The organism is Rhizobium sp. NPDC092011 (genome assembly GCF_044756305.1).
GTDB lineage: Bacteria > Pseudomonadota > Alphaproteobacteria > Rhizobiales > Rhizobiaceae > Rhizobium.
In genome coordinates, this window is record NZ_JBIVSO010000036.1 from 1 (window position 1) to 11,783 (window position 11,783).

Annotated in this window: 21 protein-coding genes; all 21 read right to left on the reverse strand. The window is 58.2% G+C overall.

Annotation, left to right across the window (positions count from 1 at the left end):
• Window positions 1-318: 318 nt before the first annotated feature.
• Window positions 319-681, reverse strand: coding sequence for a DUF2809 domain-containing protein (locus ACIQJ2_RS37875; RefSeq protein WP_400678237.1), 363 nt, complete (start codon window positions 679-681; stop codon window positions 319-321).
• A 179-nt stretch (window positions 682-860) separates the two neighbouring features.
• Window positions 861-1,283 (reverse strand): 50S ribosomal protein L17, encoded by a 423-nt coding sequence (rplQ, locus tag ACIQJ2_RS37880; protein WP_068386087.1) that lies wholly within the window; start codon window positions 1,281-1,283, stop codon window positions 861-863.
• Between the two features lie 48 nt (window positions 1,284-1,331).
• A complete protein-coding gene (locus ACIQJ2_RS37885) occupies window positions 1,332-2,342 on the reverse strand; it encodes a DNA-directed RNA polymerase subunit alpha (RefSeq protein ID WP_400746769.1) in 1,011 nt (336 codons plus the stop codon).
• A 103-nt stretch (window positions 2,343-2,445) separates the two neighbouring features.
• Window positions 2,446-2,835: a 30S ribosomal protein S11 gene (gene rpsK, locus ACIQJ2_RS37890; protein WP_004118426.1), complete on the reverse strand. Its 390-nt coding sequence runs from the start codon at window positions 2,833-2,835 to the stop codon at window positions 2,446-2,448.
• Window positions 2,836-2,966: 131 nt separating this feature from the next.
• Window positions 2,967-3,335, reverse strand: a complete 369-nt coding sequence (rpsM, locus tag ACIQJ2_RS37895; RefSeq protein ID WP_015339612.1) for a 30S ribosomal protein S13 — start codon at window positions 3,333-3,335, stop codon at window positions 2,967-2,969.
• A 218-nt stretch (window positions 3,336-3,553) separates the two neighbouring features.
• On the reverse strand, window positions 3,554-4,204 hold the full coding sequence (locus ACIQJ2_RS37900; protein WP_199148033.1) for an adenylate kinase: 651 nt from the start codon (window positions 4,202-4,204) through the stop codon (window positions 3,554-3,556).
• Window positions 4,201-5,541 (reverse strand): preprotein translocase subunit SecY, encoded by a 1,341-nt coding sequence (gene secY, locus ACIQJ2_RS37905; RefSeq protein ID WP_199148032.1) that lies wholly within the window; start codon window positions 5,539-5,541, stop codon window positions 4,201-4,203. Before secY ends, ACIQJ2_RS37900 begins: the two co-directional genes overlap by 4 nt.
• 224 nt (window positions 5,542-5,765) lie before the next feature.
• The gene (gene rplO / locus ACIQJ2_RS37910) at window positions 5,766-6,236 is read right to left on the reverse strand and encodes a 50S ribosomal protein L15 (protein ID WP_199096030.1); all 471 of its coding nucleotides are present in this window, start codon (window positions 6,234-6,236) and stop codon (window positions 5,766-5,768) included.
• Between the two features lie 17 nt (window positions 6,237-6,253).
• Window positions 6,254-6,466 carry a 50S ribosomal protein L30 gene (rpmD, locus tag ACIQJ2_RS37915; protein ID WP_004118415.1) on the reverse strand — a complete coding sequence of 71 codons (213 nt, stop codon included), beginning with the start codon at window positions 6,464-6,466 and terminating at the stop codon, window positions 6,254-6,256.
• 13 nt (window positions 6,467-6,479) lie between these two features.
• Window positions 6,480-7,049, reverse strand: a complete 570-nt coding sequence (gene rpsE, locus ACIQJ2_RS37920) for a 30S ribosomal protein S5 (RefSeq protein ID WP_149638066.1) — start codon at window positions 7,047-7,049, stop codon at window positions 6,480-6,482.
• Between the two features lie 128 nt (window positions 7,050-7,177).
• Window positions 7,178-7,540: a 50S ribosomal protein L18 gene (rplR, locus tag ACIQJ2_RS37925; RefSeq protein WP_004118412.1), complete on the reverse strand. Its 363-nt coding sequence runs from the start codon at window positions 7,538-7,540 to the stop codon at window positions 7,178-7,180.
• Between the two features lie 12 nt (window positions 7,541-7,552).
• Window positions 7,553-8,086, reverse strand: coding sequence for a 50S ribosomal protein L6 (gene rplF, locus ACIQJ2_RS37930; RefSeq protein WP_199148031.1), 534 nt, complete (start codon window positions 8,084-8,086; stop codon window positions 7,553-7,555).
• Between the two features lie 41 nt (window positions 8,087-8,127).
• Window positions 8,128-8,526 carry a 30S ribosomal protein S8 gene (rpsH, locus tag ACIQJ2_RS37935; RefSeq protein WP_034480422.1) on the reverse strand — a complete coding sequence of 133 codons (399 nt, stop codon included), beginning with the start codon at window positions 8,524-8,526 and terminating at the stop codon, window positions 8,128-8,130.
• 12 nt (window positions 8,527-8,538) lie between these two features.
• Complete coding sequence (gene rpsN, locus ACIQJ2_RS37940; protein WP_163986055.1) at window positions 8,539-8,844, reverse strand: 30S ribosomal protein S14; 306 nt, start codon at window positions 8,842-8,844, stop codon at window positions 8,539-8,541.
• A gap of 33 nt (window positions 8,845-8,877) precedes the next feature.
• A complete protein-coding gene (gene rplE / locus ACIQJ2_RS37945) occupies window positions 8,878-9,435 on the reverse strand; it encodes a 50S ribosomal protein L5 (protein ID WP_400678173.1) in 558 nt (185 codons plus the stop codon).
• Window positions 9,428-9,736, reverse strand: a complete 309-nt coding sequence (gene rplX, locus ACIQJ2_RS37950) for a 50S ribosomal protein L24 (protein ID WP_199148030.1) — start codon at window positions 9,734-9,736, stop codon at window positions 9,428-9,430. The genes rplE and rplX overlap by 8 nt, the downstream gene beginning before the upstream one ends.
• 11 nt (window positions 9,737-9,747) lie before the next feature.
• The gene (gene rplN, locus ACIQJ2_RS37955; RefSeq protein WP_003573790.1) at window positions 9,748-10,116 is read right to left on the reverse strand and encodes a 50S ribosomal protein L14; all 369 of its coding nucleotides are present in this window, start codon (window positions 10,114-10,116) and stop codon (window positions 9,748-9,750) included.
• Window positions 10,117-10,342: 226 nt separating this feature from the next.
• Window positions 10,343-10,582: a 30S ribosomal protein S17 gene (gene rpsQ, locus ACIQJ2_RS37960; protein ID WP_199096034.1), complete on the reverse strand. Its 240-nt coding sequence runs from the start codon at window positions 10,580-10,582 to the stop codon at window positions 10,343-10,345.
• Between the two features lie 12 nt (window positions 10,583-10,594).
• Window positions 10,595-10,795 carry a 50S ribosomal protein L29 gene (gene rpmC, locus ACIQJ2_RS37965; RefSeq protein WP_199096035.1) on the reverse strand — a complete coding sequence of 67 codons (201 nt, stop codon included), beginning with the start codon at window positions 10,793-10,795 and terminating at the stop codon, window positions 10,595-10,597.
• An 11-nt stretch (window positions 10,796-10,806) separates the two neighbouring features.
• Entirely contained in the window at window positions 10,807-11,220 is a 414-nt protein-coding gene (gene rplP / locus ACIQJ2_RS37970) for a 50S ribosomal protein L16 (protein ID WP_092844931.1), read from the reverse strand.
• Between the two features lie 36 nt (window positions 11,221-11,256).
• Window positions 11,257-11,783 (reverse strand): 30S ribosomal protein S3 (rpsC, locus tag ACIQJ2_RS37975; protein ID WP_400746772.1); only part of this gene is annotated, 527 nt, incomplete at its 5' end.

The window sequence follows — 11,783 nt, forward strand, 5'->3', positions numbered from 1 at the left end:
TGACTACGATCGGGCTACGCCCTCACTCCGTCACACCCCGGCGCGAGTCTCATCCTGATTGACGCTGAATCTCACCTAATTTGCCGCTACGCAGTGCTGTCCGCAGGTCTACTGCCGTTTCCTCCTGGCCTTCCATTCCTTGCCCCCTTCACCCCAATTTTCCCTATACAACGCACCTGCCATCTGCTGCGACGGGCGCTGAGTTCTATACTCAGCCGGCCTCGCTCTTCACACTCGTCGTAAACCAATGAGCGTTGGCAGCGCTGTGACTTCAATACTGCTCTGCAATTTCACTCGCTCCGTTACCCTGACGGACGATCAAGTAGCGCGTCCGTTCCGTGACAGGGCGCGATCAATTGCGAGTGCCGCCGCGATACCGGCAGCATAGGCCAGAATATTCCACAACGAGAACACCCTTCCCAACAGCAGCGCACCTGCAGCGGTCAATCGGAATGTGTCCAGCGCCGGTGTATGCCACAGCCTGAAGAACTCGACGGCCACGGCTAGGCTCAGTGCGGCGATGGCGATCTTGAGACCCCTGACATGGAGAAACGTCATGGCGAAAAGCCAGTAGACCATCGCGCCCCATAGGATCGAACCGCCGTATTTCACGATGCCGAAGGGGAGACCAACCTCATATCCAAATCGTCGAAGCGCAAGACCACAGGCTATCGTCAGCAATAGCGCCCCAAGGATCTGGCCTCTACCGTGCCTAAATTTCGCTTGGCTGTTCAATGATCACCCCACGGTTGATAAGCGTAGACCTATAGGCGATGTGGTCCGAATAAACCGCAAACGGCAAAACGAAAAAGGCCGGATGATCGCTCATCCGGCCTTCAATATCTTACCCGAAGCTGGCCTTAAGCGGCTGCAGCTTCTTCCTCGGCAGCAACGCGAGCCTTGTCGGCTGCGCCCTTGGCAGAGGTGTCGCGATCAACGAACTCGACGACTGCGAGAGCGGCATTGTCGCCCTGGCGGAAGCCGGCCTTCATGATACGCAGGTAGCCGCCGTTACGGGTGGCGTAGCGCGTTGCAATCGCATCGAACAGCTTCGAAACGACGGCCGCATCGCGGATCTGCGAAATGGCCTGACGACGAGCGTGCAGGTCGCCGCGCTTGCCGAGAGTAACCAGCTTCTCGACGATCGGGCGAATTTCCTTCGCCTTCGGGAGAGTGGTGACGATCTGCTCATGGGTGATGAGCGAAGCAGCCATGTTGGCGAACATCGCCTTACGGTGGCTAGCGGTTCTATTCAGCTTGCGGCCGGCTTTACCGTGGCGCATTGCTATTCTCCTTCACTTGCAGGCATTACTCGCCTGCCGTTTGAAACGTTAGTATTGGTCTTCGTAGCGCTTGGCGAGATCTTCGATGTTCTCGGGCGGCCATGCCGGCACTTCCATGCCGAGGTGCAGGCCCATGGAAGCGAGAACTTCCTTGATTTCGTTCAGCGACTTGCGACCAAAATTCGGCGTGCGGAGCATTTCTGCTTCGGTCTTCTGAATGAGGTCGCCGATGTAGACGATGTTGTCGTTCTTCAGGCAGTTTGCCGAACGAACGGACAGTTCGAGCTCGTCCACCTTCTTGAGGAGCGCCGGGTTGAAAGCGAGTTCGGTAACTGCTTCCTCTTCGGTTTCCTTCTGCGGCTCGTCGAAGTTGACGAACACGCCAAGCTGATCCTGGAGGATGCGGGCCGCGAAAGCGACTGCATCTTCACCGCTGATCGAACCATCGGTTTCGATCGACATGCTCAGCTTGTCGTAGTCGAGAACCTGGCCTTCACGGGTATTTTCAACCTGGTAGGACACCTTCTTGACCGGCGAATAAAGGCTGTCGACCGGGATGAGACCGATCGGAGCATCTTCCGCACGATTACGCTCGGCCGGAACATAGCCCTTGCCGTTGTTGACGGTGAACTCCATGCGGATTTCGGCACCCTCGTCGAGCGTGCAGATGACATGCTCGGGGTTGAGGATTTCGATATCGCCGACCGTCTGGATGTCACCAGCCGTTACAACGCCTGGGCCCTGCTTGCGCACGACCATGCGCTTGCTGTCATCGCCGTCCATCTTGATGGCGATTTCCTTGATGTTCAGCACGATGTCCGTCACGTCTTCCCGGACGCCCGGGATAGAGGAGAACTCATGCAGCACGCCGTCGATCTGCACGGCCGTTACAGCGGCGCCGCGCAGAGAAGACAGCAGAACGCGACGCAGCGCGTTGCCGAGGGTAAGACCGAAGCCACGCTCCAGCGGTTCGGCCACGAGCGTTGCCTTGGTACGGCCGCTCGAGGTGAACTCGACCTTGTTGGGCTTGATCAGTTCCTGCCAGTTTTTCTGAATCATATTTTTGCCTTCCGTTCGTTGCCACCATCCAATCGTGACAACCGAGCTTGAGTAACACCAAGCCGGGCGCATCTACCCCGGCCGGTGTCGTGAGTGGCGATGATCAGACGCGACGCTTCTTGCGCGGGCGGCAACCATTGTGCGGGATCGGGGTCACGTCGCGGATCGACGTGATCATGAAACCAGCAGCCTGGAGGGCGCGCAGAGCGGATTCACGACCGGAGCCCGGACCGCAAACTTCGACTTCCAACGACTTCATGCCGTGTTCCTGAGCCTTCTTGGCGCAGTCTTCAGCGGCGATCTGGGCAGCGAACGGGGTCGACTTGCGCGAACCCTTGAAGCCCTTGGCACCAGCAGACGACCAGGCAATAGCGTTGCCCTGTGCGTCGGTGATGGTGATCATCGTGTTGTTGAAGGTCGAGTTGACGTGTGCGACGCCCGACGTGATGTTTTTACGCTCGCGACGACGAACGCGTACGGCTTCCTTGGCCATGTTAGTCCTTTCTTGGATCTCTGCACCGCCGTAATCCCAGCGGCTACACCGGAGTGACACCCATTGAGCCCCACTCCAAACTCAAAAGAGGCCGGCGGACCGCCAGCCTCCCCATTCCGGTTTCCCGGAAATTACTTCTTCTTACCAGCAATCGCCTTTGCCGGACCCTTGCGGGTACGAGCATTGGTGTGGGTGCGCTGGCCGCGAACCGGCAGGCCGCGACGATGACGCAGGCCGCGGTAGCTGCCCAGGTCCATCAGACGCTTGATGTTCATCGCGGTATCGCGACGCAGATCACCTTCGACCTGATAGTCACGGTCGATGGTTTCGCGGATCTGCAGAACTTCAGCGTCCGTCAACTGGTTGACGCGACGCTCAGCCGGAATACCGACCTTCTCGCAGATTTCCTGTGCAAACTTCGGTCCGATCCCATGAATGTAACGAAGCGCAATAACTACGCGCTTTGCAGTCGGGATGTTGACGCCAGCGATACGAGCCACGCCTGTTCTCCTTGCATTCCTTTTGCCTTGGCAAAGGGTCTTGTTATGCAGCCCGGGAGCTGCTTGTTCGATGTAAGTCCGTAACATGTCAAAACGACCGTGCCGGACTTCCCCGTTGGAAATCCGCGCCGATCGCATAGCATGTCGCGAGTTGGCGCGGTGTTTAGCGGAATCAGTGCAAAAAAGCAACCGCCCCCGGCTAGTTTATTTTAAGCTACTTAAAGCTTGGCCAGGATAGCTTCGATGCTATCGGTCACATGCTCGATATCGGCCATGCCGTCGATGCTCTGCAACTTGCCCTTGGCGTAGTAGTACCCGATCAGTGGCGAGGTCTCCTTGTAGTAGACCTGGAGGCGCGTCGCCATTGTTTCGGCATTGTCATCGGGCCGGCGCTTGAAATGCGTCGAACCACACTTGTCGCAGACACCCGCCGTCGCAGGAACCTTGTCCGTGTCGTGATAGACACTGCCGCAGTTCGAGCAGGAATAACGACCGGAGACGCGGCGAATCAATTCAGCGTCATCCACTTTCAGCTCGATCACGACCGAGAGGTCGAGACCCTTGGCTTTCAGCATCTGTCCCGTGGCGTCCGCCTGCACGAGCGTGCGCGGGAAACCATCGAGGATGAAACCCTTGGCGCAATCCGGCTGATCGATGCGCTCAGAGACGATGGCATTGACGATCTCGTCGGAGACGAGCTTGCCAGCATCCATAACGGCCTTGGCGCGCTTGCCGACTTCCGTACCGGCCTGAACGGCCGCACGCAGCATATCACCCGTGGAGAGCTGAGGAATGCCGTGCTTCTCCACGATACGCTGGGCCTGGGTCCCCTTACCTGCACCCGGTGGCCCTAAAAGTATGAGTCTCATCGCCCCCTCTTTCCTCCACGCAACTTCGATTTCTTGATCAGGCCTTCATATTGCTGTGCGATCAGGTGACCCTGAATCTGCGCCACCGTATCCAGCGTTACGCTAACCACGATCAGAAGCGAAGTGCCACCCAGAGACAAGGGAATACCGGTCTGGGACACAAGAATTTCGGGCAGGATGCAGACGAAGACAAGATAGATCGCGCCGATGACCGTGATACGGGTCAGCACATAATCGATATATTCGGCAGTGCGCTCGCCTGGGCGAATGCCCGGAATGAAGCCGCCGTGCTTCTTCAGATTGTCCGCAGTGTCTTTCGGATTGAAGACGAGAGCGGTGTAGAAGAAGGCAAAGAAGGCGATCAGGGCTGCGTAAAGCACCATGTAGACAGGCTGCCCGTGCCCAAGCGCAGCCACGATCGACGTGACCCAGGTCGGCAGCGCGGTGTTGTTGCCGAGACCGGCGACCGTTGCCGGCAGCAGGAGCAGCGAGGATGCAAAGATCGCCGGGATGACACCCGAGGTGTTGAGCTTCAGCGGCAGGTGCGAGGTATCGCCCTGGAACATGCGCGTTCCGACCTGACGCTTCGGATACTGGATCAACAGACGGCGCTGGGCGCGTTCGACGAAAACGATCAGCGCGATGACCAGAACGGCAACGACCAGAACGGCGAGAATGAGACCCGTCGACAGAGCGCCGGTACGGCCGAGTTCGAGTGTTCCGGCAAGAGCGGTCGGGAGGCCTGCGGCGATACCTGCGAAGATGATCAGTGAAATACCGTTGCCAATACCGCGCGACGTCACCTGCTCGCCGAGCCACATCAGGAACATTGTGCCGCCGAGCAGCGTTATGACGGTGGAAATACGGAAGAACCAGCCTGGATCGACCACAACGCCATTACCATGCTCGAGGCCGATTGCAATGCCATAGGCCTGCAATGCGCCGAGCAAAACGGTGCCGTAACGCGTGTACTGGTTGATGATCTTGCGGCCCTGCTCGCCTTCCTTCTTCAGGTTTTCGAGCGATGGGACGACCGATGTCATCAACTGAACGATGATCGAGGCCGAAATATAAGGCATGATGCCGAGCGCGAAAATAGCCATGCGCTGCACGGCGCCGCCCGAGAACATGTTGAAGAGGCCGAGAATGCCGCCCGACTGGTTGTGGAACGCCTGGGCATAAGCGGCAGGATTCAGACCTGGGAGCGGAATGTGTGTACCGAGCCGGTAAACGAGGAGAGCGCCGAGCGTAAACCACAGGCGCTTCTTGAGATCCTCGGCCTTGGCAAAGGTCGAAAAATTGAGATTGGACGCCAATTGTTCCGCTGCAGAAGCCATGCAAATCTCCGCATTACCAATTCCGGCATAATCGGCCGGGTCCGGAATCAGTAAATAAATTGTTTAAAAGCCGGGCTTCGGACGGATTGCGATGCAATCGGACGCCTCACCCTTGGTTCCCGTTATCAACCGGAAAGACACTGCCGCATCGTTCAGGTTCGTGAGGCTCACATATGGGAGCAAAATCGCCCGAAGTGAAGCACCTCGGGCGATTATTGATCATATTATTCTGCGACAGAAGCGAGCAGCTTGATGGAGCCGCCGGCCTTCTCGATCTTTTCAACAGCCGACTTGGAAGCGCCTGCAACTTCAAGTGTTACCTTTGCCTTCAGTTCGCCGTCCGAGAGAACCCGAACGCCGTCCTTGACGCGGCGAATCACGCCGGCAGCCTTGAGGGCAGCAGCATCGATCGTGTTCTTCGCATCGAGCTTGCCGGCATCGACGGCAGCCTGGATGCGCTCCAGCGATACGACAACATAGTCAGCAGCGAAGATATTGGTGAAGCCGCGCTTCGGCAGACGACGATAGATGGGCATCTGACCACCTTCGAAGCCGTTGATGGCAACACCCGAACGGGACTTCTGACCCTTCACACCACGGCCACCGGTCTTACCGGAGCCGGAGCCGATGCCGCGGCCGAGGCGCTTGCGGCTGTGGGTCGAACCTTCGTTATCCTTGATCTCATTCAGTTTCATAGCGATTTACCTCCGGCTCACTTCTCGTCAACGATGCGAACGAGATGCTGGACAGCACGGATCATGCCACGAACAGCCGGGGTATCTTCCAGCGTGCGGCGACGGTGCATCTTGTTCAGTCCGAGACCGATCAGCGTCTTCTGCTGAACATCCGGACGGCGGATCGGGCTGCCAACCTGCTCGACCGTAACGGTCGCCTTAGCTTCAGCCTTCTTGGTCGTCTTGGCCATAGGTCAAACTCCCTTATTCTTCGGAGGCGTTGCCCGAAGCAGCGCGACGAGCCTGCAGAGTGGCATACTTGATGCCGCGCTGAGCTGCGATGTCCTTCGGGTGAACCTGGTGCTTCAGGGCGTCGAACGTGGCGCGAACCATGTTGTATGGGTTCGACGAACCGGTCGACTTGGCAACAACGTCATGAACGCCGAGCGTTTCGAAAACGGCGCGCATCGGGCCGCCGGCGATGATACCGGTACCGACCTTGGCAGAGCGCAGCAGAACCTTGCCGGCGCCGTGGCGGCCATGGACGTCGTGATGCAGCGTACGGCCGTCACGCAGCGGTACGAAGATCATGTCGCGCTTAGCGCTTTCGGTTGCCTTGCGGATCGCTTCCGGCACTTCGCGTGCCTTGCCGTGACCGAAGCCAACGCGACCCTTCTGGTCGCCAACAACAACGAGAGCGGCGAAACCGAAACGGCGGCCACCCTTTACAACCTTGGCGACGCGGTTAATCGCGACCAGCTTGTCGACGAATTCGCTATCGCGCTCTTCACGGCTCTGACGGTCATCCCGCGGAGCCCGCTTTTCCTGTGCCATTGTCCTCTTCCTTTTTCTTTTCCGGGTGCAATCGGCAAACAAAACGAGGACCGCATCAACCTCCGGAAGGAGATTTGCGGTCCGGTGAAATCCGGCCGGCGCCTATTGGCTACCGGCCGGAAACTTGATCAGAAGGTCAGGCCGCCTTCGCGAGCCGCTTCGGCGAGAGCCTTGATGCGGCCGTGATAGATGAAGGCGCCGCGATCGAACACGACTTCCTTCACGCCTGCCTTGGAGGCACGCTCAGCAACGAGCTTGCCAACCAGAGCTGCGGCGGCGGTATCGGCACCGGTCTTCAGAGAACCGCGCAGATCCTTGTCGAGCGTAGAGGCAGCCGCGAGGGTCTTGCCAGCCACGTCATCAATGACCTGGGCGTAGATGTTCTTCGACGAGCGATGAACCGACAGGCGCGGACGGCCGTTGGCCACCGACTTGATTTGACGGCGCACGCGGTTGGCGCGACGCGCAAGTGCTTCTTTCCTGCTAGCCATTTCGCGTGATCCTTACTTCTTCTTGCCTTCTTTGCGGATGATCCGCTCTTCGGCATACTTAACACCCTTGCCCTTGTAAGGCTCGGGACCGCGGTATTCGCGGATTTCAGCTGCAACCTGGCCGACCTGCTGCTTGTTGATGCCGGTGACGACGATTTCCGTCGGCTTCGGCACAGCGATCGTAATGCCCTGCGGCGGCTCATAAACCACGTCGTGGCTGAAGCCGAGCGCCAGCTGCAGGTTCTTGCCCTGCATGGACGCGCGGTAACCGACGCCGTTGATTTCGAGCTTGCGCTCGTAGCCGTCCTTAACACCCTTCAGGATGTTCTCGATCATCGTGCGGGACATGCCCCACTTTGCGCGAGCGCCCTTGGATTCGTTAAGCGGCGTTACGACGATTGCATTGTTTTCCAGCTTGAGACCGATTTCGTCGTTAGCGACGAAAAACAGCTCGCCCTTAGGGCCCTTAGCAGTCACTTTTTGGCCATCAACCGTGGCCGTGATCCCTGCAGGCACCTGAACGGGCTTCTTACCGATACGAGACATTTTTCAAACCTGTCTGTTTCGAAGGAGATCCCTGTTCGATCTTAGAAGACCGAGCAGAGAACCTCGCCACCAACATTCTGTTCACGAGCCTGGTGATCAGCCATCACACCCTTCGGAGTCGAAAGGATAGTGATGCCGAGACCGTTCGCGACCTGCGGAATGGACTTAACCGAGACATAAACTCGGCGGCCCGGCTTGGACACGCGGCCGATCTCACGGATCACCGACGAGCCTTCGTAGTACTTCAGCTCGATGCTGAGCTCAGACTTGCCGTTGCCGAAATCGACGACGGAGTAGCCACGGATGTAGCCTTCAGCCTGGAGAACATCGAGAACACGTGCACGGAGCTTCGACGCAGGCGTCGAAACCGACGACTTGCGGCGCGAAGCGCCATTGCGGATGCGGGTGAGCATATCGCCCAAAGGATCAGTCATGGTCATCTAATCTGCTCCTTACCAGCTGGACTTGACGATGCCCGGCACCTTGCCGAGATTGCCGAGTTCACGCAGCGCGATACGCGACATACGCAGTTTGCGGTAGTAGGCGCGCGGACGGCCGGACACTTCGCAACGGTTGCGAATACGGGTCTTCGATCCATCGCGCGGGAGCGATGCCAGCTTCAGAGTGGCCTTGAACCGGTCTTCGATCGAAAGAGACTGGTTCATGATGATTGCCTTGAGAGCAGCCCGCTTCGCGGACTGATTGGCAACCGTATTGCGGCGGCGCTTGTTCTTTTCAACTGCGCTTGTCTTCGCCATATCAGGGTTCCTTTTCTACGCTCGTCGTTACGGTTATTGACGGAACGGGAAGTTGAACTCTTTCAGAAGAGCCCGTGCTTCGTCGTCGGTCGTCGCCGTCGTGCAAACGATGATGTCCATGCCCCACATCTGATCAACCTTGTCGTAGTTGATCTCAGGGAACACAATGTGTTCCTTGATGCCCATGGCGAAATTGCCACGACCGTCAAAGCTCTTCGGGTTCAGGCCGCGGAAGTCTCGAACGCGCGGAAGCGCGATGTTGACCAGGCGATCCAGGAACTCGTACATGCGGGCGCCGCGCAGGGTGACCTTTGCGCCGATCGGCATGTGTTCGCGGACCTTAAAGCCAGCGATGGAGTTGCGAGCGCGCGTGATGACCGGCTTCTGACCGGCAATCGCTGCGAGATCGGCAGCAGCAACAGTCGGCTTCTTCGAATCAGCCGTTGCTTCGCCGACGCCCATGTTGATCACGATCTTGTCCAGCTTCGGGATCTGCATCTCGTTGGCGTAGGAGAACTGCTCCTGCATAGCCGCGCGGATGCGGGCGACGTATTCCTTCTTGAGCCGCGGCTCGTACTTTGCCTCAGCCATCGATCACTTCTCCAGAGGTCTTGGCCACACGGACCTTCTTTCCATCTACAACCTTGAAACCGACGCGGGTCGGCTTGCCGTCCTTGTCGACGACCGCAATGTTGGACAGGTGAAGCGGGGCTTCCTTGCTGATGATGCCGGCTTCCTGGGTCTGCGTCTGGCGCTGGTGGCGCTTTACGACGTTGACGCCACGAACGACCGCACGGTCTTCCTTCGGCAGCACTTGAACAACTTCTCCGGTGCGGCCCTTGTCCTTACCGGTCAATACGACGACCTTGTCGCCCTTACGGATCTTCTGCATCGCTCCGCTCCTTACAGTACTTCTGGAGCCAGCGAGATGATCTTCATGTGGTTCTTGGCGCGAAGTTCGCGCGGAACCGGTCCGAAGATACGGGTGCCGATCGGCTCTTTCTTGTTGTCGATGAGGACTGCTGCGTTGGTATCGAAGCGGATGACGCTACCATCCGGACGACGGATGTCCTTGGCGGTACGTACAACAACCGCCTTCATCACATCACCCTTCTTCACACGGCCGCGCGGAATAGCTTCCTTGATCGAAACGACGATGACGTCGCCGATCGAGGCATACTTGCGCTTCGAGCCGCCCAGCACCTTGATGCACATGACACGACGTGCGCCGGAATTATCCGCCACGTCGAGGTTTGTTTGCATCTGAATCATGTCAGGTCGCCTTCTTGTTGTTACCGGAATGGTTGGGTCAACCGACCCCCTACCCCGGCTTATGGACTAGTGTCTTGTCTGATAGCGCGGCATCCGGCACCCGCTTGCGGCCGCCATTGCCAGTCATCAATAAAGCAAAAGAACGCCCGTACGCGAGCGTCCTGCTTCCAAGCTCGTGCTTCATACAGATATTTCGCCCAAGCGCAAGGGCCTGAGCGAAATTCTGTTACTTGGACTGGGCGGAAACAACCGTCCAGGTCTTGTCCTTGGAGATCGGCGCGCATTCCTCGATGGAAACGACGTCGCCGACCTTGAACTGATTGTTCTCGTCGTGAGCCTTGTACTTCTTGGAACGACGAACAGTCTTCTGGAGCAGCGGGTGAGCGAAACGACGCTCAACGCGAACCACTACTGTCTTCTCGTTCTTGTCGCTGACCACGACGCCCTGCAGAATGCGCTTCGGCATGTTATTTTTCCTTTAGGCCTTTGCCTCTGCCGCCTTCTGGCGGGCAATGGTTTTTATGCGGGCGATGTCCTTGCGGACTTCGTTGACGCGCGAGGACTTTTCAAGCTGGCCAGTCGCCTTCTGAAAGCGCAGGTTGAACTGCTCCTTCTTCAGCTTGGCAAGCTCGTCCTTGAGTTGGTCGGCGCTCAGGGCGCGAACATCTGCGGCTTTCATGAGCTTCTTCCTTACTCTGCAATGCGCTGCACGAAGCGCGTCTTGACCGAGAGCTTGGCGGAGCCGAGGCGCAGAGCCTCACGAGCGATTTCTTCGCTCACACCATCAATCTCGAACATCATACGGCCGGGCTTGACCTTGCATGCCCAGTATTCGACGGAGCCCTTACCCTTACCCATGCGGACTTCGGTAGGCTTTTTGGTTACCGGAACATCCGGGAACACGCGGATCCAAACACGGCCGGCACGCTTCATATAGCGCGTGATCGCGCGGCGAGCCGCTTCGATTTCGCGAGCGTTGACGCGGTTAGGTTCCTGCGCCTTCAGACCGAATTCACCGAACGCAAGGTCAGAGCCACCCTTGGCGATGCCCTTGATGCGACCCTTGAATTGCTTACGGTACTTCGTACGCTTTGGCTGCAACATTTTCTTATTCTCCGAACTTATCTGCCACGTACGCTATCAAGCGTTGTCGCGGCGGCGGTCTCTATCGCGATCGCGGCTAGCCGGACCCTGGGCGTCGCCCTCGAGCGCACGGCGTTCGGAGGCCATCGGATCGTGCTCAAGGATTTCGCCCTTGTAGATCCAAACCTTGATGCCGCAGATGCCGAAAGCGGTTTCTGCTTCAGCCGTACCGTAATCGATGTCGGCGCGCAGCGTATGCAGCGGCACGCGACCTTCGCGGTACCATTCCGTACGAGCGATTTCTGCACCGCCGAGACGGCCAGCGCAGGTGATCTTGATGCCTTCGGCGCCAAGACGCATCGCGGACTGAACGGCGCGCTTCATGGCGCGACGGAAAGCAACACGGCGCTCGAGCTGCTGAGCGATCGACTGGGCAACCAGCGTCGCGTCGATTTCCGGCTTGCGTACTTCAACGATGTTGAGGTGCGTTTCGGAATTCGTCATGTCCGACAGCTTCTTGCGGAGCTTGTCGATGTCAGCGCCCTTCTTGCCGATGATCAGGCCCGGACGAGCCGAGTTGATCG